The organism is Lysobacter alkalisoli (assembly GCF_006547045.1).
GTDB lineage: Bacteria > Pseudomonadota > Gammaproteobacteria > Xanthomonadales > Xanthomonadaceae > Marilutibacter > Marilutibacter alkalisoli.
Map to the genome: position 1 here is coordinate 2730514 of NZ_CP041242.1, position 24512 is coordinate 2755025.

Annotated in this window: 20 protein-coding genes and 1 pseudogene; 8 read left to right on the plus strand and 13 right to left on the minus strand. The window is 67.4% G+C overall.

Annotation, left to right across the window (positions count from 1 at the left end):
- Positions 1 to 87 precede the first annotated feature (87 nt).
- Genes wrbA through FKV23_RS12040 form a run of 3 tightly spaced genes read left to right on the plus strand, consistent with a single transcriptional unit; the run spans position 88 to position 1548 of the window.
- Complete coding sequence (wrbA, locus tag FKV23_RS12030) at positions 88 to 681, plus strand: NAD(P)H:quinone oxidoreductase (protein ID WP_141624059.1); 594 nt, start codon at positions 88 to 90, stop codon at positions 679 to 681.
- A complete protein-coding gene (locus FKV23_RS12035; protein WP_141624060.1) occupies positions 678 to 1022 on the plus strand; it encodes a DUF2069 domain-containing protein in 345 nt (114 codons plus the stop codon). Before wrbA ends, FKV23_RS12035 begins: the two co-directional genes overlap by 4 nt.
- A gap of 40 nt (positions 1023 to 1062) precedes the next feature.
- Positions 1063 to 1548: an asparaginase domain-containing protein gene (locus FKV23_RS12040; RefSeq protein ID WP_141624061.1), complete on the plus strand. Its 486-nt coding sequence runs from the start codon at positions 1063 to 1065 to the stop codon at positions 1546 to 1548.
- Between the two features lie 559 nt (positions 1549 to 2107).
- Here FKV23_RS12040 and FKV23_RS12045 read toward each other — a convergent pair.
- From FKV23_RS12045 to FKV23_RS12065, 7 genes and pseudogenes are all read right to left on the minus strand, one after another.
- On the minus strand, positions 2108 to 4762 hold the full coding sequence (locus FKV23_RS12045; RefSeq protein ID WP_208543162.1) for a pre-peptidase C-terminal domain-containing protein: 2655 nt from the start codon (positions 4760 to 4762) through the stop codon (positions 2108 to 2110).
- A gap of 91 nt (positions 4763 to 4853) precedes the next feature.
- Positions 4854 to 5276 carry a DUF4097 family beta strand repeat-containing protein gene (locus tag FKV23_RS17255; RefSeq protein ID WP_167285194.1) on the minus strand — a complete coding sequence of 141 codons (423 nt, stop codon included), beginning with the start codon at positions 5274 to 5276 and terminating at the stop codon, positions 4854 to 4856.
- Positions 5273 to 5785, minus strand: coding sequence for a hypothetical protein (locus tag FKV23_RS12050; RefSeq protein ID WP_141624063.1), 513 nt, complete (start codon positions 5783 to 5785; stop codon positions 5273 to 5275). Before FKV23_RS12050 ends, FKV23_RS17255 begins: the two co-directional genes overlap by 4 nt.
- Before the next feature lie 61 nt (positions 5786 to 5846).
- Positions 5847 to 7973, minus strand: a complete 2127-nt coding sequence (locus FKV23_RS12055; RefSeq protein WP_141624064.1) for a TonB-dependent receptor plug domain-containing protein — start codon at positions 7971 to 7973, stop codon at positions 5847 to 5849.
- A gap of 136 nt (positions 7974 to 8109) precedes the next feature.
- Entirely contained in the window at positions 8110 to 8400 is a 291-nt protein-coding gene (locus FKV23_RS17540) for a proprotein convertase P-domain-containing protein (protein ID WP_244244182.1), read from the minus strand.
- 78 nt (positions 8401 to 8478) lie between these two features.
- Positions 8479 to 10233: pseudogene (locus FKV23_RS12060) on the minus strand (S8 family peptidase); the annotation flags it as partial.
- 915 nt (positions 10234 to 11148) lie between these two features.
- Positions 11149 to 13080, minus strand: coding sequence for a S8 family peptidase (locus FKV23_RS12065; RefSeq protein ID WP_208543163.1), 1932 nt, complete (start codon positions 13078 to 13080; stop codon positions 11149 to 11151).
- A 416-nt stretch (positions 13081 to 13496) separates the two neighbouring features.
- On the opposite strand from FKV23_RS12065, the gene FKV23_RS12070 reads away from it, so the two are divergent.
- Positions 13497 to 16379 carry a winged helix-turn-helix domain-containing protein gene (locus FKV23_RS12070; RefSeq protein ID WP_141624066.1) on the plus strand — a complete coding sequence of 961 codons (2883 nt, stop codon included), beginning with the start codon at positions 13497 to 13499 and terminating at the stop codon, positions 16377 to 16379.
- A 10-nt stretch (positions 16380 to 16389) separates the two neighbouring features.
- Here FKV23_RS12070 and sufT read toward each other — a convergent pair whose 3' ends face one another.
- Positions 16390 to 16947 (minus strand): putative Fe-S cluster assembly protein SufT, encoded by a 558-nt coding sequence (sufT, locus tag FKV23_RS12075; RefSeq protein ID WP_141624067.1) that lies wholly within the window; start codon positions 16945 to 16947, stop codon positions 16390 to 16392.
- A gap of 120 nt (positions 16948 to 17067) precedes the next feature.
- Here sufT and FKV23_RS12080 point away from each other — a divergent pair, with 120 nt between their 5' ends.
- Positions 17068 to 17487, plus strand: a complete 420-nt coding sequence (locus FKV23_RS12080) for a hypothetical protein (RefSeq protein ID WP_141624068.1) — start codon at positions 17068 to 17070, stop codon at positions 17485 to 17487.
- 14 nt (positions 17488 to 17501) lie between these two features.
- Here the strand turns inward: FKV23_RS12080 and FKV23_RS12085 are convergent, their stop codons facing one another.
- Positions 17502 to 18929: an NAD(P)(+) transhydrogenase (Re/Si-specific) subunit beta gene (locus tag FKV23_RS12085; RefSeq protein ID WP_141624069.1), complete on the minus strand. Its 1428-nt coding sequence runs from the start codon at positions 18927 to 18929 to the stop codon at positions 17502 to 17504.
- Entirely contained in the window at positions 18926 to 19228 is a 303-nt protein-coding gene (locus tag FKV23_RS12090) for an NAD(P) transhydrogenase subunit alpha (RefSeq protein WP_407067679.1), read from the minus strand. Before FKV23_RS12090 ends, FKV23_RS12085 begins: the two co-directional genes overlap by 4 nt.
- A 203-nt stretch (positions 19229 to 19431) precedes the next feature.
- Between FKV23_RS12090 and FKV23_RS12095 the strand changes: the two genes are divergently transcribed.
- Genes FKV23_RS12095 through FKV23_RS12105 form a run of 3 tightly spaced genes read left to right on the plus strand, consistent with a single transcriptional unit; the run spans position 19432 to position 20865 of the window.
- On the plus strand, positions 19432 to 20007 hold the full coding sequence (locus tag FKV23_RS12095) for an RNA polymerase sigma factor (RefSeq protein WP_141624071.1): 576 nt from the start codon (positions 19432 to 19434) through the stop codon (positions 20005 to 20007).
- Positions 20004 to 20405, plus strand: coding sequence for a DUF3619 family protein (locus FKV23_RS12100; RefSeq protein WP_141624072.1), 402 nt, complete (start codon positions 20004 to 20006; stop codon positions 20403 to 20405). Before FKV23_RS12095 ends, FKV23_RS12100 begins: the two co-directional genes overlap by 4 nt.
- A gap of 1 nt (position 20406) precedes the next feature.
- On the plus strand, positions 20407 to 20865 hold the full coding sequence (locus tag FKV23_RS12105; protein ID WP_141624073.1) for a DUF3106 domain-containing protein: 459 nt from the start codon (positions 20407 to 20409) through the stop codon (positions 20863 to 20865).
- Positions 20866 to 20892: 27 nt separating this feature from the next.
- Here the strand turns inward: FKV23_RS12105 and FKV23_RS12110 are convergent, their stop codons facing one another.
- From FKV23_RS12110 to FKV23_RS17670, 3 genes are all read right to left on the minus strand, one after another.
- Positions 20893 to 22023, minus strand: coding sequence for an NAD(P) transhydrogenase subunit alpha (locus FKV23_RS12110; RefSeq protein WP_141624074.1), 1131 nt, complete (start codon positions 22021 to 22023; stop codon positions 20893 to 20895).
- A gap of 84 nt (positions 22024 to 22107) precedes the next feature.
- The gene (locus tag FKV23_RS17665; RefSeq protein WP_279633051.1) at positions 22108 to 23409 is read right to left on the minus strand and encodes a DUF1631 family protein; all 1302 of its coding nucleotides are present in this window, start codon (positions 23407 to 23409) and stop codon (positions 22108 to 22110) included.
- Positions 23307 to 24365 carry a DUF1631 family protein gene (locus FKV23_RS17670; RefSeq protein ID WP_167285196.1) on the minus strand — a complete coding sequence of 353 codons (1059 nt, stop codon included), beginning with the start codon at positions 24363 to 24365 and terminating at the stop codon, positions 23307 to 23309. Before FKV23_RS17670 ends, FKV23_RS17665 begins: the two co-directional genes overlap by 103 nt.
- Positions 24366 to 24512 lie beyond the last annotated feature (147 nt).

Below are 24512 nucleotides of genomic sequence, written 5' to 3' on the forward strand. Positions count from 1 at the left end.
CTGTCATTCTCCCGACGCACTGCAGCGCCGCGGCGGGCCCCCACCCTCATGCACTATCCTTGGCCGCCACCCCGTCGAGGAAGCCCGATGCCCGAGATCCTGGTCCTGTACTACAGCCGCGGCGGCTCCGTGGCCCGGCTCGCGCGCCAGATCGCCCGTGGCATCGGCGAGGTCGATGGCATGTCGGCGCGACTGCGCACGGTGCCACCGGTCGCTCCGGTCACCCGAACCTCGGCGCCGCCGGTGCCCGAGGACGGCGCCCCCTACGTGGAAGCGCAGGATCTGGAGGAATGCATCGGCCTGGCGGTCGGCAGCCCCACCCGCTTCGGCAACATGGCAGCGCCGATGAAGCACTGGTTCGATGGTCTTGGCGCTCAGTGGGCCAGCGGCACCCTGGTCGGCAAGCCGGCGGCAGTGTTCACCTCCACCGCGACCCTGCACGGCGGCCAGGAATCGACCCTGCTCAGCATGCACGTACCGCTGCTGCACCACGGCTGCGTGATCGTCGGCATCCCCTACACCGAGCCCGCGCTGAGCAGCACCCGCGGCGGCGGCACACCCTACGGCGCCAGCCATGTTGCCGGCGGCAATGACGACCCGCAGCCGACCGAGGACGAAGCCACACTGGCCCGCGCGCTCGGCGGCCGGCTGGCGCAGGTCGCGCGGAAGCTGGCGTCATGAGCGCGCGCGCGCCCCGCCACGGCCTCTTCGCCCTGTTGCTGGCGCTGGCTCTGGTCTACGCCGCCTGGTTCCGCGGCGATGCCCACCTGGTGGCTGCGATGCTGTTCTTCCCACTCCCGCCGCTGCTGCTCGCGATCGGCGCCTGGCGCGGCAACCGCCATGCCGTGTTCTGGTCCGGTGTGTTCGGTCTGGGCTGGTTCTGCCATGGGGTGATGATGGCCTGGGCGCACCGCGAGCAGGCCCTGTGGGCGTGGATGGTGATCGTGCTGGCGGTGGCGATCATCGTTGCCGGCAACCTGCCCGGCCTGCGCACCCGCTTCGGCCGCGGCCGCAAGAGCTGAGCCCGTATAATCCGCGCACGCTCCCAACACACGCATTCCGATGGACCAGCTCTGCATCGTCACCACCGGCGGCACGATCGACAAGATCTACTTCGACGACAAGTCGGACTACCAGATCGGCGAACCGCAGATCGGCGGCATCCTGCATGAGCTGGGTGTCGCCTTCCGCTTCAATGTGATCCCGATCCTGCGCAAGGACTCGCTGCACATCAGCGACGACGACCGCGAGCTGATCCGCGCCACCATCGCCGCGCAACCCGCCCGACACGTACTGGTCACCCACGGTACCGACACCATGGTCGCCACCGCGCAGGTGCTTTCCTCGTTGACCGACAAGACCATCGTGCTGACCGGCGCCTTGAGCCCCGCCCGCTTCCGTGGTTCCGATGCCGAATTCAATGTTGGCTGTGCGGTCGGCGCGGTGCAGTCGCTGCCGCCGGGTGTCTACATCGCCATGAACGGCCGGATATGGGACCCCACCAAGGTCCGCAAGAACGTCGAGGCCAATCGCTTCGAGGCGGTCTGAGACCGGATCGTTTTTCCGAACGGCCGGGATGGCAGATGCGAACCAACGGTCGCGCATAAAAAAGCTTCTTCGCCCAATCGAGGAGAAGCGCCGGGTCTGTTGGATGACCGTGGCGCCGGGGGCGAAGGCCCTTGGATGCGAATGTCCCCCGGCACCGGCCAAAGCCGGCGCCTCCTCCTTGATTTCGCACCCAAGGGCCTTCGCCCCCGGCGTTCGGACATGACTGGTGGTCCTGGAAGCACACTTCCAGGAAAGGCCGGCTTCGCGTTCCAGCGTGACCGCGCGATCCGACGTGGCCTGCCGGCCTTGACGGCGAAATCAAGGAGGAGGCCGCCGCCACGGGCGGCGGCCGGGGGACATTCGCCGTCAAGGCCGGCAGGTCGCGTCGGGACAGCCAGGTAGCGGCGAGAAGTAGCGGCGAGAACCGGCGATCGAACGCAAGTGGCAGCATCCACACCTTCGCTGAAGACGCACTCCCCCTCACTTGGGAGATGAACCACAAAAAATGACCCCGGCCGAAGCCGGGGTCCGGGTCCACCAATGACGGTGGAGAGAGACTTCAGAAGGTGATGCTCCAGCTGTTGATGTAGCCGATGTCCTGGCTGGCGCGGTCCCTGGCACGCAGCAACCAGGTGCCGTTCAACGGCTCGCTGGACAGGTTCACCGTGTAGGTGGTGTTGATGTTGTCCGCACTGCCGCCCGAGCGGTTGTGCAGGTTGTACACCGAGCCGTCCGGCGCGATCAGGTCGACGATCAGGTCGCCCTTGTAGGTGTGCACGATGTCCACCGCGACCGGCGTATTGCTCGGTGCGTTGCCGCTGCGGCCTGACACGGTGATCGGGCTGCTCACACCGGTGTTGTTGTTGTCCGGAATGTCGTAGCGGGTGTTGTTGGTGTAGGTCTGCGGATCGCTGCCGCCGCCTTCGCTGTAGTCGCCGATCAGGCTGACGCCGGAGAAGGTGCTGTACGCGCGCAGCGACACGTGCCAGGTGCCGGCCTGCGGGCTGGCGAAGCTGCAGGTTTCCTCGTTGCCGTTCTTGTACGGGCGGCAGTCGTAGCTCGACGTGGTCGGCTGGCTACCATGTTTCACGTACAGGTCGGCGTCGCCGGTACCGCCGGAGATGGTGAAGCTCAGGTTCGAAGCTCCGGCCGGCACGTTCATGGTGTAGTGCAGCCAATTGCCCTGGCTCGCCGCCAGGCCGGTCACCGCCACGCCTTTCTGCAGTTCGTTGCCGCCGCCGCTGTCGGCGGTGCCGGTGAAGTTCTGACCGCTGACGTTGGCGCCGTCCACGGCGACGCTGCGGCTGGTCGGCGAGAAGCTGTAGCCGCTCAGCGTGGGCGTGATGGTGTAGTTGCCATTGGCCAGATTGGTCAAGGCGTAGCTGCCGTTGCTGCCGGTAACGGCGCTGACCGAGCCGGCACCGACACTGACGCCGCCGATGCCGACGCCGCTGCTGTTGGTCACGGTGCCGCTGACCGAGAACGTGGTCGGCGTGCCGCCACCGCCGCAATCGTCGAACTTGAAGTCGGTGATGCGGGTCTGCCAGCCGCCACTCGGGCGATACATGCCGACATACCAGAACGTGCAGTCATCGACCGGATCGACCGTCATCTGGTGGTAGTCGCCCCAGCGGCCCGAAGTTTCCGCCGCACTGCCGATGGCGATATCGGTTTCGGCAAGCGTCATCACGCCCAGCGGGTCGCTGGCCTTGCGGCCGGTGTAGCGCAGGCTGGGATAGATCACCGGCGAGCTGGTCTTGGTGACGTTGTAGCCCAGGCCGATGTTGCCGTTCTTGTCCATGGCGACACCGCCCATCAGGTGATGGGTGTTGCTGTCGCCCGGACCGTAGGTGCCTTCCTGGTGCAGCGACCAGTCACTCGTGCCGGACTTGCGCAGCTCGAACCAGCGGATACCGGCGTGGACAACCGTTCCGCTGCGGGCCGGATCCCGGTTGGTCGCGTAGTTGCCGACGATCGCCTCGTGGGTACCGAAGTTGCGGTACACGAGCTGGTTGAGGATGACCTCGCGGATCGGGTCCAGGCGCGAGCTGGAGTTCGGCTGCGGCACCGTGGCGAAGGTCGAGTAGTCGCGGAACCAGCTGTTGAACTCGGTGACATCGATCTTCGGCAGGGTCGCGATCGAACTGTTGGACGGCGTGTCCCAGTCCACGCTCAGCGCGAACAGGTCGATGAAGTCCTTGCTGCCGTCGGCATTGCTGCCGGCGTGGGCCTCGTCGTCGTTGTGACGGGCCAGGATCATCGGCGCGCCGGCTGGCGGAGCCGTGCTGCCGAAGAAGGTCACCGGGGTGACGATCTGGAAGCCGTAGCCGCCGAGCTTGGGAATGCTGGTGAAACGCTGGGCCGCACGCGCAGTCCCACCGGTCAACATGCGCTCACGATCGAAGGCATAGACCTTGGCACCGCTGCCGCCCTCGTTGGTGCCGCAGACGTAGGCGTTGTTCCAGACGCCGCAGTGCGGGTAGTCAGGGGTGCTCGGCGTGGAGAAACCGTAGAACCACCAGCCGCCCGAGACCGGGTCATCGCTCTTGGAGACATAGGTACACAGGTGCGGGTTGGAGCTGCCGCCGCCCATTTCCAGCATGAACCAGCGATTGGCGATCCGGTCGAACATGATGATCGGATCGCTCCACGAGGTCCGGCAGGCATGCCCGGCCGGCGCCAGCGACGACATCGAGATCGGTCCGGCCAGCTTGCTGCCGCTCTTGTCGTAGACGGTAAAGGTCGTGCCGCCGTTGCTGGAACTGCCGTTGATGCCATACAGCACGTGATTGCTGCCGACCGCGACCACCGGATCGCCGGGGCTGACGCCGGTGTTGCCGTTGTTGATGTTGACCCGGCCGCCACTGGCGCGGTTGCGGGCACGGACGGGTGCCGACTCGTCCCAGATCTGCTGCAGCTCGGGCAACTGGTCCTCAAGCACGGGCATGCTGGCCGGCGCGTGCGGCATGATCTTGTCGAGCGGGTGGTACTGGCGCTTGTGCGCTTCCCGGATCGCCTGGCCGGGCACCCATGCCGGCGCGGCCGGCATGTTGCGCAGATCGACGTTGACGCCATGTGGCGTGACCGGCTCGCCCAGTTGCGGGCGGCCGGGGTTGGGATTGCCGGGTTTGTCGACCGGCGGCGCGGCGAATGCCACGCAGGGTAACAGCAGCGATGCTGCCACGACCCGGGTCAAGGCCTTGCTGAACTTCATCACTCTTACTCCCAAGAACAGGTTGAAGTGGATACAGCAGGTGCACTGGCGAACCAGCAGGTATGGCGAGTCCGCGTCCGGGGCGGTGCCCTCATGGCGTACTCTCCGATTCGGATGTCTGCGGCGATGGCTCTTCCGGGGTCGGGCGGTACACCACCCGTCGCTGCAGACGGATTTCCCCGCGCCGGCTTTCCAGCAAGACGTCGGCGTTTGGCGTGCCGATGACGGCATGCGCGGTCTTGTTCGGCTCCTCGCCGTCGTGGCGCTCGACCTGGATCGAGTAGTCGCTGGAGAACATCGCCGACGTGGCCATGCGCACGCGTGCGTCGAGCTGGTCGGTGACACCGACCACGATCGAACCGGTCCGGGTGGCCAGGCGCTGGCGCGAACCGGCCGGCGCGGTGTCGGCGAAGGAAATCTCGATCGAACCTTCGCCGGTCTCGGCCTGGATCGTTCCCACGGTGCCGCGCGCGGCGATGTTGCCGGCCGTGCTGACGAGGTCCATGTCGCTCATGACACCCCGGCACTCGATCTCCCCGAGGTGGGTGCGGACGCGGACCGGGTGCTTCTCCGGCACGTAGACCACCAGGTCAAGACGCTGTGCCGCGGCCAGGGTCGCGCCATCGGGCAGCCGGGGGCGATCCGGTAACGGCCATCGCCTTGCTCGGGCAGGAACTCGATCGTCGGCGCACCCGGCGGCTGCTGAAGCGTCGAATGGATGCCGACCTCGTGCTCGTAGCCACCGAAGCGCAGGAACACGCTGCCGTAGGGGTTGTCGATCTCGATCGGCAGGCCAGCCGGAAGCTTGGCGCTGAGATCCTGGCGCAGCGGTTCCGGCAAGGTCGCCGGCTCGTTCGCTGTACTTGCCGTCTGTACCGGCTTGGCATCGCCGGCGTATGCGCCCATCGCCAGCAACACGCCCACCAGCGCGGTCAGCAGGCGAGGCCCGGCGCCCCGGTGGCGACTTCTCTGTCGGGACGTGGGCGCCCGTGGGACATGGGAGAACGGGGTCGGTATTGGCATCGGCTGCGGACCTCTCATGGCAGGATCGGTGGACATTCGGCGGGGACGGCTGCGTCTCCCATCAGAAGCGGTAGTCGGCACTGAGAATGAAGTTGCGCCCGGCGGCATCGAGCCCCGTGCCGTGCTCGCGATAACGCTTGTCGGCCAGGTTCTCCATGCGGAGCGCGAGATCGAAGCGATCGCTGGCATGCCACGCGATGCGCGCATTGCCGGTGACCCATCCGGCGGTGCCGTCTGGGTTGATGCGCGGATCGCCCATGTCACGCTCGCTCAAGCGGTCCTGGCGTGCGGCGTAGTAGGCATACAGCTCCAGGCCCAGGTCGGCCCGCGGACGCCACAGTGCGCCGGCCTTGCCGAACAGTGGCGGCACCCGGTCGGCGGAATAGCTGCGTCCCTCGAACGTTTCCTCGCCATGGGTCCAGGTGGCGCTGGCATGGAGCTCCAGCGCCGGAGCATCGAGGTGATAGCGCATGCCGGCCTCCACACCCCACAGGTCCAGTGCGGTGACATTGCGGTTCTGCACCACCTGCAGGCACCCCCGGGTATCGGCGACACAATCGGTTCCGTCGACGGTGCGTACCGCACCGGTCTCGACCGTGGTGATCTTGTCGCGATAGCGTGAGTGGAACGCGATCAGTTCGCCGCTGGCGCGTGAGCCGCCGAACTTGAAGCCGGCGTCGACGGTCGTCACCGTCTCCGGCTCCAATCGCGGATTGGCGATGTTGAAACGCTGTCCCGGACGTTCGCCGAACATGCCCAGGTCGAAGATGTTGGGGGCGCGAAAACCACGGCCGATATTGCCGATCAGGCGCCAGTCGTCGCGCAGCTTGAAGCTGATCCCGACACTGCCGCTGAGCGCATCCGGGGCCAGCGTCACCGCCGGCATGGCATCGGTCGCCGGTATCCGGACTTCGGCACGGCTGTACTGAACGCCGAAATTCAGGTCCACGCGGTCGCCGATCAGCCAGTCGTCGGCCAGATACAGCATCTGCGTGTCCATGCGCGCGCCGTTCGGGAAGCGGGGAGCGCGGGCAACGGTCGCGTCATTGGCCAGGTCGGTGCGGGTCCGGCTCGATGCCACCTCGTCGCGATACCACTCGAAACCGTAGCTGAGGTAATGCGCCGCCCCCAGCGACTTGCCGAACTGGCCGAACAGCCCGGTCAGCGTGTCGCGATTGCGCTCGCGGTCCTCATTGCCGGGGGTGCCGAAGGCGCGCAGGCGGCGGTCGTCGATGATGTCCTGCCGGCCCAGATGCAGCTCGGCGCTGTCGAACCAGCCATGGTCGCGTTCGATCTGCCACACCAGCTGGGCGAAGCGGCGCTGCTGCGGTTCGAACAGGAACAGCGTGTTCTCCGGCGCCTCCTGGCCGAAGCCGGGCACCAGAGCGTCGTAGCGCGGCGTGCGCGGCTGCGAGAGGTACTGCACGCTTGCCGACAGCGTGTGGCCTTCGGCGACAGCGGTGCGCAGTTTCAGGTCGTAGGCATGTGCGGTGAAGCCGGTCGGACGCAGACGCTCGCCGCCACCAATGCGCCGGTCTCCCACGTCCTGCCAGGTGGCGCCGCCGGACAGCGCGAATCCCTCGCGGCCCACCGCGGCTTCGACCCGGCTCAACGATGAGCGGTCGGCGCTGCCGAGGATCGTGCGCAGGCGACCGTTGGCCTGCCAGATATCACCCTCGAAGCGCGGCTGCCGCGTCAGCATGTGTACCACGCCACCCATCGCATCGCTGCCGTACAGCGTGCTCATCGGGCCGCGCACCACTTCGATCCGCTCCACCAGTTGCGAGTCGACCAGGGCGATGTACTGGTTGGGCGAATTGCGGAATATCGCATTGTTGAGGCGGAAGCCATCGACCACGTGCAGCACTTCCGAACCCTTGAGGCCGCGCACGATCACCACGCCCTGCCCGGGCGTGGTCTGCTGGACGAAAGTACCGACAGCGCCATGCAACGCATCCATCACGGTTTGCGGTGCAGACTCGCGCAGTTCCCTCGCACCGATCACGGTGGTGCCGGCGGGTACATCGAGCGTCGATTCAGGGCGTTTGGTGGCGGTGACCTGGATGCGGTCCAGGCAGGTGACGGAATCGGCAGGACAAAGCGGCGCACCACCCGCTCCGGCCATGCCGGCTGCAGGCAGCATCGACGAAGCCAGCAGGAATACCGCCAACGTCGCTCCCGTTTTCAAGGCGCTCCGGTCTCCATCCACGACGTGGCGTGCACGTCGCGCACGCCACGGAAATCCGTTGTGGGCATGTCCCGGGCCATGCGGACCCGGAACATGAAAATGCCCGGGCGAGATCCTCCTCGCCCGGGCTGTCGCTTCAGAACGTGACGGTCCAGCTGTTGATGTAGCCGGTGTCCTGGGTAGCGTTGTCGTTCACCCGCAGCTTCCAGGTACCGTTCAGGGCTTCGCTCGACAGGTTCACCGTGTAGCTCTTGATGATGTTGTCGGCACTGCCGCCACTGCGGTTGTGCAGGTTGTAGACGCTGCCGTCCGGCGCTACCAGGTCCACCTTCAGGTCGCCGATGTAGGTGTGGCGGATGTCGACGTCGACCTTGGTATCGCTCGGGGCGTTGCCGCTGCGGCCGGACACGCTGATCGGGCTTTCCACCGTCGAGTTGTCGTTGATGGCGTAGTCGGTGCCGTTGGTATACGCCTGCGGACTGTTGCCGCCGTCTCCCCCGCCGGTGTAGTCGCCGACCAGGCTGACGCCACTGAAGGTGCTGTACGCACGCAGCGACACATGCCAGGTGCCGGCCTGCGGGCTGGCGAAGCTGCAGGTCTCGTTGTTGCCGTTCTTGTACGGACGGCAGTCGTAGCTCGAGGTGGTCGGCTCGCTACCGTACTTGACGTACATATCGGCGTCGCCAGTGCCACCGGAGCTGGTGAAGCTCAGGTTGGTCGCTCCAGCCGGTACCTGCATCGTGTAGTGCAGCCAGTTGCCGGAACTGGCCGCCAGGCCGGTCACCGCCACGCCCTTCTGCAGCACGTTGTCGCCCGGGGGCGGTTCGGTGCTGCCGCCAGCGGCCGCATCGACCGCGGCCTTGGCATCGACGATGCCGTTGCCAATGTTCTGGTCGGTGGTGGACGGGAACGGACGCAGGGTGCTCTTCAGGATCGACTCGACCTCGGCCGGCGTCAGCGGCGTCGGTGCCACCGACTGCATCAGCGCGACCACGCCGGCGACGTGCGGGGCCGCCATCGAGGTGCCTGCATTGCACTTGTAGTTCTCGTCGGTCGGCGTGGTGGTGCCGGCGTTGCCGGTGGACACGATCAGGGTGGTGCAGTCGGGGCTGTCGCCGCCCGGTGCGGCCACGTCGATCAGGCTGCCGTAGTTGGAGTAGCTGGCACGGCCGCCGGTCTTGTTGGTCGCGGCTACGGAGATCACGTTGGCGCAGCTGGCCGGGCTGAAGTTGGCCACGTTGGCGTTGCTGTTGCCGGCCGCCACCACCACGGTGGAGCCGCGGCCGACCGCGGCATTGATCGCGTTCTGGTAGGTGGTCGAACAGGAGCCGCTGCCGCCCAGGCTCATGTTGATCACCTCGGCCGGATTGGCGTTCGCCGGCACGCCGGAGACGCTGCCGCCCGAGGCCCAGGTCAGGCCGTCGACGATGTCGGAGGTATAGCCGCCGCACTTGCCGAGCACGCGCACCGGCACGACCTTGGCGTTGTAAGCGGCGCCGATCACGCCCTTGTTGTTGTTGCCCACCGCGGCGACGGTGCCCGCAACATGGGTGCCGTGCCAGCTGGAGTTGGCCGCCGGATGGCTGCCGCCGCATTCGTTGGCGCCGTACCAGTCACCTTCGTCCTTCGGATTGCTGTCGCGGCCGTTGCCGTCGCGCGCCATCGCCGAGTCGCTGATGAAGTCGTAACCGGGCAGGATGTTGGCATCGAGGTCGCTGTGGGCGGAGATGCCGGTGTCGATGACCGCGACCACCACACCGGCGCCGTCGGTGATGTCCCAGGCCTGGTTGGCCTTGATGCCGCCGACTCCGTCCTGCAGACCCCACAGGTAGGTGGCGTAATGGGTGTCATTGGGCGTCATCGCCGCCCGCATGATCTGGTCGACCTCGACGTACTCGACGTTCGGGTCGGCGGCGATCTGGCGCATCAAGGTCTCGGCCTCGGCCACGTCGAGCCGACGGTCGGCGCGGACCACGTCGGCGCCGCCAGCGATCTGGCGCAACCGCTGCAGGCCCAGGCCCTTTCCGTTGCCACGCAGGCCGGCGGAGGCGGCGGCGCGATTGAGTGAGTTCTGCACGGCGGATGCCTGGGTGGCGCCGTCGCGGTACTTGACGATGAAACGGTCGTTCGGGCCATCCGACTGCACGGTGGCGATGTTGACCCGCTCCGCAGCAGCGGCGGTAGCGAAGGTCGAGGAGATTGCGATCACCGTGGCCGCAGCGAGTGCATTCAGGCGGATGGATCGTTCTTTACGTGACATGCTGGTGTAACCCCCAAAACGTAGCGTTGTTGTGCGCGCCGCCGGACTACCCGGGCGGCGGATGGGTACAGCCACCGGACCGCGCGCATTGCGCGACAGGCCAGCATCCACAGGGTTCTCTCCCGACCCCGGCCAGCGCCCCTCGGCCAGCATGACGAAACGGATGCCGCTACTGCTGGCTCCAGACAGCCGGTACCGCCCGGAGCCGGACCGCAGGCAGGCGGTCCATCAAAAAAGCCAACGTCAGCAAAGCACCACCCCCTACCCACGCATAGGGCAATTTTCAGATGTGCGACAACCGTCACGTAGCGCTCGGGGTGTCGGCCGACACCTACAAGCGATACAGAACAAAAAAAGGTTCTTCGCCCAATCAAGGGGAAAGCATCAGGTCTGTTGGATGACCGGGCGCCGGAGGCGAAGGCCCTTGGATGCGAATGTCCCCGGCACCGGCCAGGGCCGGCGCCTCCGCCTTGATTTCGCATCCAAGGGCCTTCGCCCCGGCGTTCCGACATGACTGATGGTCTCGGAAGCGGACTCCCGGGGAGGGCCGGCTTCGCGTTCCAGCGTAACCGCGCGATCCGACGTGGCCTGCCGGCCTTGACGACGAAATCAAGGAGGAGGCCGCCGCCACGGGCGGCGGCCGGGGGACATTCGCCGTCAAGGCCGGCAGGTCGCGTCGGGACAGCCAGACAGCGGCGAGAACCGGTGATCGAACGCAAGCGGCAACGTCCACGCCTTCGCTGAAGGCGCGCTCCCCCTCACTTGGGAGAAGAGCCAAAAAAAGGCACCCCGCATCGCAACGGGGTGCCAGGTTCTCAACAGACAATCAGATATACGGCGAAAGCGCTGCATTCCGCTTCCCTGCGGCGTCCCGACCGGGGCCGGGACGGCCCTCCCTGGCCGGATGCCAGCGGACTACGGACGCTGGAGCCAGAAGTCGTAGCTGCCGCTGCCCGAGTAGGACAGGATCCGCCAGTAGTAGTAGCCGGCGGTGCCGTTGTACGAGATCGACTCCTCGCTGGTCGGGCCTGCCGACTGGGCCACCCGCGTCCAGCCGGACCCGTTCCAGCGGTACAACTCCAGATCGAAGTCGGTACCGGCCGGTCCCTTCAGCCAACCCTGATGCGTGCCGCTTGCCGACTGGTAGTAGGTTCCATTCGGCTGGACCTGCGAGCTGCCAGCCCCGGACAGCGACCCGCTGTACTTGGTGCACGAGGTGCACGGCGCACCACCGCTGCCGGTATCGAAGCTGCCAGTCAGGCTCACGCCCGAATACGCACTGTAGCCACGCAGCATCACATGCCAGGTGCCGGCCTGCGGGCTGGCGAAACTGCAGCTCTCTTCATTGCCGTTCAGGTATGGACGGCAGTCGTAGCTCGACGTGGTCGGCTGCGCACCGCGACGGACATACATGTCCGCATCGCCACTGCCGCCGGTGATGCGGAACACCAGGTTGGTCGCTCCCGAGGGCACGTCCAGGGTGAAGAACTGTTCCGAACCGCTGGCACCGGACAGGCCGGCCACCGGCACGCCGTTCTGCAATTCGCCGGGCTGCGGATCGGGATCGGGATCGGGGTCCGGATCGGTGCCGCCACCGAACAGCGAATACAGCATCCGGTTGGGCGAACCCGAGCCGATGTTGCTGAGCACGTTCAGGGTGGCGTTGTTGTAGATCGCACTTTCCACCTGCGACGGCGTCGCGCCCGGGTTGCCCGCCAGATACAGCGCCGCCACGCCCGCCACATGCGGCGAGGCCATCGAGGTGCCGCCAATCGAATTGGTGGCCGTGTTACTTGTGTGCCAGGCCGAGGTGATCGACGAGCCCGGAGCGAAGATGTTGACGCAGGAGCCGTAGTTGCTGGACCACGTCGAGTGAATCGAGCGGCTGTCGTTGTTCATCGTCGAACCGACCGTGATCGCCGAGGACGAACGCGCCGGCGAGTAGTTGCAGGCGTTGCTGCTGTCGTTGCCGGCAGCGACGACCACGGTCACGCCGGCATTGCGCATGCGGGTAACGGCCTCGTCGATGCTGCTGGTAGCACCTCCGCCCAGGCTCATGTTGGCCACCGCCGGCTTGGTGTGGTTGCCGGCCACCCAGTCCATGCCGTCGATCACGCCGGACCAGGCTCCGTTGCCGTTGCAACCGAGCACGCGGACCGGATACAGCCGCGCCTGCTTGGCCACACCCCAGGTGGTGCCGCCGACAGTACCGGCGACGTGGGTGCCGTGGCCGTTGCAGTCGTTGGTGCCATTGCCGTCGTTGATCGCGGTGTAGCCGCTGCCGACCCGGCCGCCGAAGTCGTTGTGGCTGGCGCGGATGCCAGTGTCGATCACGTAGGCATGCACATTGGCTGCCGTGGCGTCGTAGACGTAGGTGCTGTTGAGCGGGAGGTTGCGCTGGTCGATGCGATCCAGGCCCCAGGTCGCGTTGTTCTGCGTTGCGGAAATGCTGACGATGCCGTCTTCCTCGACATAGTCCACGCGCGGATCGGCGAGTACACGCGCCAGCGCCTCATCGTCGGCCTCGACCACGAAGCCGCGCAGCACGTGCTGGTAGGCGTGGACGACGTTGGCGCGACCCTTGCCGCGGCTGGAGGCGAACTCGCGTGCAACCGCGGCCACGCTGGGCTTGCTCTGGCCGTTGGCGGCGATGGCCGACGCTTCCGAAGCCAGGCTGGCAGCGTCTTCCTTGAGCACGACGATGTAGCGGCCCTCGATCGGCGCCTTGCTCGTGCGCAACTCCGCAGCACCGTTCGGGGAGGATGCGAACGCCGGGAGCGACAACGCCATCAAGGTCGCTGCCGCCAGCGCTTTCACCCGCATTGGCGTACCAGTAACAACTTTCATTCAATAACCCCACTTGTGTGATGTTGATATGGATCCAAGTCCGCATCGACGCGAACCCGAACGTTTCCACCACGGCGTCGATGGCATCCCGTCCGATTGCCGGGTTTCGCCGGCAACCTGCCCGCCCCCTGATCCACCCGTGCAACCGACTGCCGCCGTTCAACTGTTTAGCCATGCGTCGACCGCGAGACATGCGCCTGAGGCTCAAATCCAGCTCAAATAAGCGCCGGAAAAATCAAATCCACTTCAAATCCACCCCGGCATGTGACCGGAATCATCATTCCGGCATCGGGCACGCCGTCCCGCGCAGACCCCGTTCAGGCTGCACGGCCCGCACGGCGACGTATGGAAATTGCCTGTGATCCCACGCTCGCATACGGGATAGCATTCGGGACCGGCAATGGAAGGGCACGCCCATGACAGCGTCGACGCACCAGGCAAACCCGCGGCCCTGGACCGAGCATGCACAGCGGTTGCGGGTCGGCGATCTGTGGATCGACCTGCTCCATCGCAGGATCGAGCGCCCTGACGGACAGATCGAACTGCCGAACCGGATGTTCGAGCTGCTGCTGTTGTTCCTGGCCGAACCGAATGCACTGCATACCCGTGCCCGCCTGTTCGAACGCATCTGGCCCGGCGTGGTGGTCGAGGACTCGAACCTCTCGCAAAGCGTGTGGATGTTGCGCAAGGCACTGGGACCCGAGCGCAAGCACTGGATCCGCACCGTCGCCAGGAATGGTTACGTGTTCGAGCCCCCCACCCCCGTCGAGGAAGACGCCAGGACCTCCATGCAGGCGAACGATCCCGGTCCCATCCCGCCGGCATCCGTCGCGCCCGGGTCAGGTCAGCAGGCGGAAGCACGCAAGGCCACTGTGCGGGCCATGCCTTCCGGCGACAGGGCACACAGGTCCGGTCATCTCTTATTGGCAGCGGTGCTGGTGGCTGCCCTCGGCCTTGGCCTGGCCGTGCTGCATCGCCTCGCGGCGCCCCGGCCCGCATCCACCGCGCCGGTTGCGATAGCCCTGATCGAAGTAGGCGATCGCGCGGCCGCCTCCGACACCCGCTGGCCGGCGAAGCTGTTGCACGCGTGGTTGGGCTGGAAGCTCACCCATCTGCCCGAGGCGGTCCTGCTGACCGAAGCGCAGCTGGCCGCCGACGCGGCCACGCTGCCGCCCACGATCGTCCTGATCTCTTCCGGCCATTCGCCCGCCGCGCCGGATGAAATCTTCGTGCGCGCCAGCTTTGGCCAGGGCACGGACGGTGAGCAGATCGAGATGCGCGGCACGGCGTCGCAGGTGCCGGCTCTGGTCGATGCGCTTTCGCAGCAGGTGCTCGCACGGTTGTTGCCGTCCCGTGCCAAGACAGCATGGCCGGAGCTCGATATCGATGCGGATGCCGCGCGCAGCTTCGGCGATGCACACGACGCCCTGAAGGCGCGCGACTGGTCCTCCGCCACAGGTTTGCTGCAGGACGTGGTGCGGCAGGCCCCCCGGTTCGGTCTGGCGCGGCTCGATCTGGCCGTGGCCCAGGGCCATCTCGGCCAGAACGCCGGCGCCAGGGAACAAATGGCGACCGCGCGCGAATTGCTGGTGCCGGTCCCCGACGACGCCGAACCGCTGCTCGATGCACTGGCGCTGTCGATCGACCCGCGACAGTTCATCGAAGCCGCCGAAGCCTATGGCTCGCTGGCGCAGATTTATCCGCAACGGACCGGATTCGCACTCGAGCAGGCACGCCTGCTGGTCCAGGCCGGCCAGGTCGAGCAGGCGCTGGAGATCCTGTCGCAACCTGTCTGGGACCGGCAGCCGACCGGCCTGCGCATCACCCGGCAGCTGACCCTGACTCAGGCCAACATGATGCTGGGCGATTACGAACGCGGCCGGGCCGAGGCCATCATCACCGAACGGATGACACAGGCAGCCGGGCCGGGATGGACCCTGGAACGCGCGCGCGCACTGCTGATGATGGCCACCGCGGGCAATATTCTCGACCGCGAAAGCGCCGACCTGTCGCTATACGAACAGGCCGCCGAACAGTTCGAGCTCGCGGGCGACAATATTCGCGCAACGCTGGCGCGCTATCAGGCCCGATGGGCACGCGACCCGCACGATGTCGAAAATCCGCTGCTGGACAGCCTGCTCGCCGAGACCCATGCCGGCGGGCATCACAACCTCGAGATCACCCTGCTTCGCCAGGTCGCGTTCAGCCACTACAACGCCGGCCGGCACGAGCAATACCGGCAACGACTCGAACAGGCGCTCGCGACCGCGATGACATCCGGCGACCGGTACCGGCAGAATCAGCTGGACCTGGACCTGCTCAACGAAGACCTGCTGCTGGGCGACTTTCCCGGCGCCGGGCATCGCATGCAGCGCCTGCGCAGCGGCCCGTTGCAGGGCGACGCCGCCGCCTGGGTCGCCCAGTTCGACGCTTACCTGCAGCAGCTTCACGGCGATACCGGTGCTGCCCTGGCCACCCTTGACCGCGACATGCAGCACCCGAAGCAGGACACCGCCGTCGAGCTGCCGCCGCTTTCCGCCGCGCGACTGGCCTGCGTGCGCGCCGGACTTCTGCTGGCACAGGGGCAGCTCGCGCCGGCGCGCACCGAACTGGGCCGCTGCAACGGACACGACCACCCCTCGATCAGGCAGTACGCCGAACTGATCGCCGCCTCGGCCGACCTGCTTGCCGGCAATCGTGCCGCCACACTCGACCGGTTGCAGGTGCTCGACGCCATGATCGACGCCGACCTGGACGGCCCGGATCGCTGGATGCTGTCGCTGTGGCAGGCCGACCTGCTGACCCGAAGCGGCGAGCTGGAGCAGGCGCGCCGACTCTACGAAGAAGTGTTACCGCCAGTGCGGAAGGCGGATTACGGCTGGCTGGCCACGCTGACCCTGGCCGGGTTGGCTGAAGTCGCGGCTGCTCGCGGCGACTGGAAGGAAAGCAGGCGCCATCTCGATGCGGCACGGCTCAGCGCGACCGCGGACGTGTGGCTGCTCACCCGGCGCCTTGAGCAGGTCGCGATCGTCCTCGCACTTGCCGCCGGCGACCACCAACAGGCGCTGGAACGGCTGGCCTCAATCCATGCCGAGGCGCACCGGCTGGGGGACACCGTGACCCTGTTGGAGCTGCACAGCCTGATGCCGCCCGACATGCAGTCCGGCGACTGTAACCGGGCGACACGCGTCGCGATACTGGCCGAGACAGGACTCCGTGGCGCGGACCTGGACTGGCTGACTGCCACCCTGCAGGCCACGAAGCGCGCCGCGCTGACACAGCACAGCCCGCTGCGCTGAACGCCCGGGCTTACATCATTCCGGTTTCGAGGCGGGCGACCTCGGACATCATGTGGCGACCCCACGGCGGGTCGAACACCAGCTCGACGTCGGCTTCGGCCACGGTCGGAATCATTTCCAGCTTGCTGCGCACATCGTCGACCAGGATGTCGCCCATGCCGCAGCCCGGGGCGGTCAGGGTCATGCGGATCACGACCATGCGCTGATCCTCATGCTCCGGATGCGACTGGATCGTGGCCTCGTAGATCAGGCCCAGGTCGACCACGTTGATCGGGATCTCGGGGTCGAAACAGGTGCGCAGCTGTTGCCAGACCAGTTGCTCGACGGCCTCGTCGTCGGCCCCTTCGGGCAGTTCCAGCGGTGACGGCGGCTCTTTGCCCAGCGCGTCTGCGTCCTGGCCGGCAATGCGGAACAGGTTGCCCTCGATGAACACGGTGTAGCTGCCGCCCAGCGCCTGGGTGATGTAACCGATGCTGCCCGCGGGCAGGTTGACGTGCTCGCCCTGGGGGACGAGGACGGCGGCGCAATCGCGCTCCAGGCGGACGGGTTCGCTGCTTCGAGAGTACATGCCGGAAATATTGGGGTGTCCGGGCCTCGGACAAGGCCGACCATTCTACCGGGACGCCAGGGCCACCGTCCGGAGTCGGCTATGCTGTGCGGCTTGTTTTGCCTGCTTCCTGCCTCCCACATGCCCGACCAGCCCCGTCCGACCGGCCACGTCCGTGCCTCCTCCTGGCTGCTGCTCGTCCTGAGCATGGCCGGACTGGTGACGTTATGGGTGCTGCTGAGCCTCTACACCGGCGGCCTGCATGTCTGGATGGCACTGGTCGTAGCCCTCGACCTGGCCTGGGTGCTGCGTTTCGGCAACTGGCGGCAGGGCTTCCGGCGCGCCCTGCTCGGGCTGTCGGCCACCGCACTGGTGGTGCTGGCGGCGCAATGGCTGATCATCGCGGGCCAGGTCGGGGGCCAGCTCGGGCTGATGCCGCTGGCCTCCGCCACCCGGCTCGGCTTCCACCACGCCTGGACCCTGGCCCAGCTTGCCAACGGCCCATGGGAGCTGGGCTGCATGGCGGTGGCGCTGGTGGTCGCGGTACTGGCCTCGCGCTGACGCTGTCTGCGGGCTCAATGCCCGCCGTCCAACGCCTTGAGCTCGCTGACCAGCGCGCTGGCCATCTCGGCGCCATCGCCGTACAGCATGCGGGTGTTGTCGGCGTAGAACAGCGCGTTCTCGATGCCGGCGAATCCCGTGCCCTTGCCGCGCTTGATGACGATGGTGTTCTTCGACCGGTTCACGTCGAGGATCGGCATGCCGTAGATCGGACTGGCCGGGTCGGTCTTCGCGACCGGGTTGACCACGTCGTTGGCGCCGATCACCAGCGACACGTCGGTGTTGGGGAACTCAGGGTTGATGTCGTCCATGTCGGCGATCAGGTCGTAGGGCACGCCGGCCTCGGCCAGCAGCACGTTCATGTGCCCCGGCATGCGTCCGGCAACCGGATGGATCGCGAACTTCACCTTGACCCCGCGCTCGATCAGCTTCTGGGTCAGTTCCCAGATCTTGTGCTGCGCCTGCGCCACCGCCATGCCGTAGCCGGGCACGATCACCACGCGCTCGGCGAAGGCCATCATCGCGGCGACGTCGCCGGCCTCGATCGGTTTCTGCGACCCGCTGATCTCCTGCGCCTGTCCACCACCGCCGAAGCTGCCGAACAGCACCCCGGAGATCGGCCGGTTCATCGCCTTGGCCATCAACCGGGTGAGCAGGATGCCGGCCGCGCCGACCATCATGCCGGCGATCACCAGCGCCTCGTTTTCGAGCACGTAGCCCTCGAACGCGACCGCCAGTCCGGTCAACGCGTTGTACAGCGAGATCACCACCGGCATGTCGGCGCCGCCGATGGGCAACGTCATCAGGATGCCGAGCGCGAGCGCGGTAGCGAAGAAGGCGATGATCCAGGTCGTCGACAGCGTCGCCACCGCGAGTACGCCGAACACCACCATCGCCAGCGCGACGGCGAGGTTGAACAATTGCTGGCCGGGGAACACCACCCGCTTGTCGAGGCGGCCATCAAGCTTGGCCCACGCGATGATCGAGCCCGACAGTGCCACCGAACCGATCGCCGAGCCCAGTGCCGCCAGCACCAGGGTCACCGGCGAGGCATCCACGGCCAGCATCGCCAGCCCGGCCCCGGCCGGGAGCGCGGCCGCCACGCTGGCGAATTTCAGCAACTCCACCGCACCGATCGCCGCCGCCGAACCGCCGCCCATGCCGTTGTAGAGCGCGACCATCTGCGGCATGTCGGTGATCGCGACCCTCTTGCCCGACACCCACGCCAGCACCGTGCCCAGCACCAGCGCGGTGACGATCAGTCCGAGGTTGTGCAGATCCGGCAGCAGGAAGGTCGCCGCCGTCGCGATCAGCATGCCCCACCCGGCCCAGTGGATGCCGCTGCGCGCGGTCAACGGCGAAGCCATGCGCTGCAAGCCGAGCAGGAACAGGGTCGCGGCGACCAGGTAGCTGGTGGAAGCCAGCGCCACCTGCGCGCTCATGCATCGCCTCCGTCAGCGGGCTTCCCGGCAGGCTTCCTGCTGGACTTGAACATCTCCAGCATCCGCTCAGTGACGACGTAGCCGCCGGCGGCGTTACCGGCGCCGAGCAGCACGGCGATGAAGCCGACCACCTTCTCCAGCGTCGTGTCGGCATGGCCGAGCACGATCATCGCACCCACCAGCACGATGCCGTGGATGAAGTTGGAGCCCGACATCAGCGGCGTGTGCAGGATCACCGGCACCCGCGAAATGATCACGTGGCCAGCGATCGCCGCCAGCATGAAGATGTACAGCATCATGAACGCCTGCGACACGATTGCGCCTCCCGCCCTTCCCCGATGCAGTCCGTTCGCATCATAACCGCCGATCGACTGCTCGCGTCCAGTGTCAACCCCGGGCGGGGTGACGCGTTCCCATGCCCGAACCCACCTGCGACCACCATGCCCACTACCACCGCACCACTGCGATGCCGCGACTACTGCCTGTCCGGGAAGGAGGTCGTATGCTGCAGGCCGTGAGCCATGGCGCCCCTGAAAACACGCTGGACAGCTCCGCCAAAGAGGATTCGCCGGCTTCGCTGGAGGCCTTCCTTGCCGGTATCGGCACGCGGGCGTTCCGCTTCGCTGAGGTCGGCCTGCGCCAGCGCGACGACGCCCTCGACGCGGTGCAGGACGCGATGATGAAGATGCTGGCCTACCAGGACCGGCCGGCATCGGAATGGACACCGCTGTTCTGGAGCATCCTTCGCCGCCGCATCATCGACATGCAGCGACGACGCAGGTTCCGGCTGACCTGGCTGTCGGCCGAGCCGCAGCATGAGGACGGCGGGACGATCGAATGGGCCGACGACGGCCCCGACCCGTCGCGCACCCATGACGGCCGCGAGGGCTACGCCCACCTGGCCGCGGCGCTGGGCGGGCTGCCGACGCGACAACGCGAGGCGTTCACGCTGCGGGTTCTGGAGGAACTGGACGTCGCTACCACTGCGAGGGCGATGGGCTGCAGCGAGGGCGCGGTGAAGACGCACCTGTCGCGTGCCCGCGAAGCACTGCAACGAAAACTGGAGGACTGGCGATGACTGCCAACCACGACAACGAGACCCGCTTCGACGCCGCGATGCGGCAATTGCACCGGGCATCCCTGGAGCAGTTGCCGCCTGCGACCGCGGCCCGCCTGCGCAGCGCGCGTCGCGACGCTTTGGCGTCACCGCGCCCGCGGCACGGCCTGGGCTGGAGCATGGCCAGCGCCACCGCGGCGGTGTTCGCGTTGGCCATCGGCGTGTTCTGGCTGCGTCCCGACGCCCCGGCGCCCAGCCCGGATGTCGCCATCACCGCTCCCGGTGGCGACAACGCCATCGCCGATGTCCTGCTGGCCGCCGAGATCGAGGCGCTGGTAGCCACCTATGACGAAGACCCCGACCTCTACCTGTGGCTGGCCGTCAACGATGACGCACTGCCGCCGATCCTGGAGCGCTGACATGTTTGCCGACCGCACCGCCGTAACCGCTCGCTCGCGGCTCCTCCAACGCTTTGCCGCCGGCAGCGCCCTGCTGGCCCTGGGCCTGTTCGCCGTGCCCGTGGCCGCCAGCGAGCCGGCCAGCCCGCCGCCCGCCTGGGAACAACTGAGCCCGGAACAGCAGGAACGGCTGATCGCGCCGATCCGCGACCGCTGGAACGCGCAGCCGGAGGCACGCGAGGCGATGCTCGATCATGCCCGCCGCTGGCAGGAGCTGACCCCCGAGCAGCGCCGCAGGGCCAGCCACGGCCGCCACCGTTGGGAACACATGAACCCCGAGCAGCGCGAACAGGCGCGAGCCCTGTTCAAGTCGATGAAGGAACTGCCCCCCGAGCAGCGCAAGGCCCTGCGCGAGCAATGGCACTCAATGACGCCTGAACAGCGCCGGGAGTGGATCGAGAAACACAGCAAGGGAGATTGAGGGCGATTCCCGGGCTGTGTCCGGGGATCACGGCTGCCGCTCCGGCCAAACGGTCTTCGCCAGCAGTTCGTCGTCCCAGTCGAACGCGAGCACGCCGTCCTGCAGGAACAGGCTGGCGAAGTTGTAGAGGTTGCGTGCGTACATCTCGCTGGCATGCACCGCGCCGCTGCTGGCGAGGTCGAGCGGACCGGCAACGGCCACGCCATCGACATCGACGGTCTCACCGGGCCGGGTCGCTTCGCAGTTGCCGCCGGTCTCGGCTGCAAGGTCGACGACCACGCTGCCGGGTTTCATCCCCGACACCATCGCCGTGCTGACAATCTTCGGCGCCGGTCGCCCCGGCACCGCCGCGGTGCAGACGATCACGTCGACGTTCTTCAGGTGCTCGCCAAGCCGGCGCTGCTGTTCGGCACGCTCTTCGTCGGTGAGCTGGCGCGCATAGCCGCCCTCGCCCGCAGCGCTGACGCCAAGGTCCAGGAACTTGCCGCCGAGCGATTCGATCTGCTCGCGTGTTTCCGGTCGCACGTCGAAACCTTCGACCTGGGCGCCGAGCCGCCTCGCAGTCGCGATGGCCTGCAGGCCGGCGACGCCGGCGCCGATCACCAGCACCTTCGATGGCCGGATCGTACCGGCGGCAGTGGTCAGCATCGGAAAGAAGCGTGGCGCCAGCTGGGCGGCGATCAGCGCTGCCTTGTAACCGGCCATGCCGGCCTGCGAGCTGAGCACGTCCATCGCCTGCGCGCGGGTGGTGCGCGGCAGGCGTTCGAGCGGGAAGGCGACGATGCCACGCGACTGCAGCGCCTCGGCACGGGCCGGGTCGGCCTGCGGCGCAAGCAGGCCGACCAGGGTCGCCCCCTCACGCATGCGGGCGATGGCGTCATCGGCGGGTGGCTGCACGCACAGCAGCACGTCGACACCGGCCAGCACCGCGTCTGCGGTATCGGCCAGTTCGGCACCGGCCTGGGCGTAGGCTTCATCGGTAAAGGCCGAACGCAACCCGGCGCCGCGCTCGATCTGCACCCGCACACCCGCGGCCACCAGCTTGCGGCAGGTCTCCGGGGTCATCGCCACCCGGCGCTCGCCCTCGGCGTGTTCGCGGACCACGCCCACGATCGCCTTGCCGGATGCCGTCGTTTCCGCCGCCGTCTCTGCCGCCATGTCGGACCTCCCCGCAGGGGGGCGCCTGTCGCCCCGTTCAGCGCGATCCTAGCAAGGGAGTCGCCGGAAATGGCCGGCAGCCGCTCAGTCGGCGGCCGCGGCGCTGTCCAGGCGCTCGCGCACGCGCCGCATCGCCTCGTCGAAAGCCGAGCGCTCGGAGCCGACCACCAGACGGCCGTCCTTGTGCATCAGCGCCAGCTCTTCGGCCGAAGCGACCAGCACGCGCAGGCCACGACGGTTGACCAGCAGGAAGCGCGAGGTCATCGGGCTGATCCAGGCAACCTTGGCAGCGACGATCTCGCCGTGCACGTCGGTCACGCGCATCCAGTCGCCGATCTCCAGGGCACGCATGCGTTCGGTGATCTCCGGGTCGTGACCGATGGTGGCGGTACCGCCGGCCAGCCACAGCTTGTGTTCTTCGCTGGATTCGACGGTCTCACCGGCCGCCAGCGGCCGGGCAGTCTGCGCGCGGCGCGGCCCATCAGGGGTGGCCAGTGCCCGCACCAACCCGGCCAGGCCGTGCCGGGCGGCACTGTCGTCGAGGCCGGAGCTGGCCAGGCAGCGCAGCACCAGCGGCTCGATCTCGAGCAAATGGTCGGCCAGTTCGCGGCCGCGGTTCTCGGCTGCCAGCCGGTCGGCCTTGAGCAGCGCATCGCCCAGGGCCAGCGCCTCCTCGCGCCGTGCCGGATCCTCATCGCGCAGCAGGGTCTGGACCATATGATGCCGCCACGGCATGGCCAGGAAGTCGGCCACGGCCTGGGTCAAGCGGACCTTGCGCAGGCGCTCCATCAGCGCTTCGTCGGCGGTTTCGCGGGCCTGGTCCAGGCGTTCGCGCCCGAGCGTGGCCTTGACCAGCCGCTCTTCCTGCAGCGCACTGCGGCGACGCTGCTGGCCCAGCAGGGCGTCGAGCTCGGCATGGGCCAGCTCGAACACCGCGATGTCCTCGTTGTATTCGGCCACCACCCGCTGCGACGCGGCGGCAGCACGGTCGAGCAGTTCGCGTTCCTGCGGGGTACTGGCCTGGTTGCCCTCGCAGGCCTCGGTGATCGCGTCCAGCAGCTTGCGGGCCGGGTGCTCGCGCTGCACGAACAGGCCGTCGTCGGTCAGCGCGACCTTGACGTAGGGCAACACCAGTCGTCCGTACAGGCGGCGCGCACGGTCCTGCAACGAACTGGTGCGGAACAACGAATCGAACAAAAGCGCGACCAGGTCGATCGCATCTTCCTCCTCGTCGCTGAAACGGGTCTGCTCGGGATCGACACCGATCCGGCGCGCGCCCTCGCTCAGGTGGTCGCGGATCGCCGAACCCAGCCGCCCCGGACCGGCCAGCGCACGGGCAAAGGCGTCCGGCGGCTCGGACTGCAGCAGACTGACCACACTGAGCATCTCGTCCACGCGCAGTTCGCGCCGGGGGCGGTGGTCATCCCCGGTGCCGCATCCGCGGCAGCAGCTCTTGGCTGCGGCGTGCCCAGCCCGCCTTCACGCCACATCCGCAGGATCGCGCGCAGATCGGCCATGTCCTGGCCGGGAAGCGACATCCCGGGCGAACCGCCGGTGCTCATCCCTACTCCCATCTGTTCCATGAATCCCTGCATTGCCTCCATGCCCATGGCCGCTCCCCGGTAGGGAACGGCCTCGACGGTGTCATGCCGGTAGCCGTGCTGTACCGGAGCGTGTTGTGCTGGAGCGTGACCTGGAGCGGCCATGCCGTGGTGGCCGTAGCCCGTCGCCGACAGCAGCGCATTGACCCTGCCGTACAGGTCGCCCAGCCGGCGCACCAGCTCGCCTTCGTAGTAGCGGAACAACAGTTCGCGCACGTGTCGGGTCGGTTCGGTTTCGCGGAAGGATTCCACCAGCGCCGCAACCAGCCGCTCGGGGGCGATCGGATTGGGCGCATCCGGCAACCCGAGCATCTCGGTCATCATCAGCAGGCGTTGGCGCATCACCTGCAATGGTTCGGCGAAGCGTCCTTCCAGCGACTCGACCAGGCGCTGGCCCTCGAGGTGGAACTCCAGGTGGTTCTCCTCGACCAGGCCCAGCGGCAGGTCGCCGCGCGTGCGCATGCGCAGACCACGCAGATCATCGAACCCCTTGGCCAGCTGCTGGCGATAGCGCATCACCAGGCTCGCCGCCTGCTGGCGCAACATGCGCAGCGACGTCAGATCCTCGAAATGGTCGGGACCGACATCCCCGGCCTGGAGGGCGGCCGAAAGGGATTGTTCGATGCCGGGGTACAGGGCATCGGGCACGCCGCCGAGCTGCTCGACCGCCTGCCGCTTGATTTCCTCGAGTACGCGCATCGGTTCGCCTCGCGACGAATGCGCTGGAGTGAGTACACTCATCCCCTGTCCCCCAACATTGACCGGCCGGACCTTTAGGCCAATGCCCCGGCGATACGACCGGTGACGCATAGCGCCCATTCCCGGCACTGGAAGCAGCATAGTGGCAAGATGAGTCACTTCGCTTTCGATCTTCACGAACTGTGACTG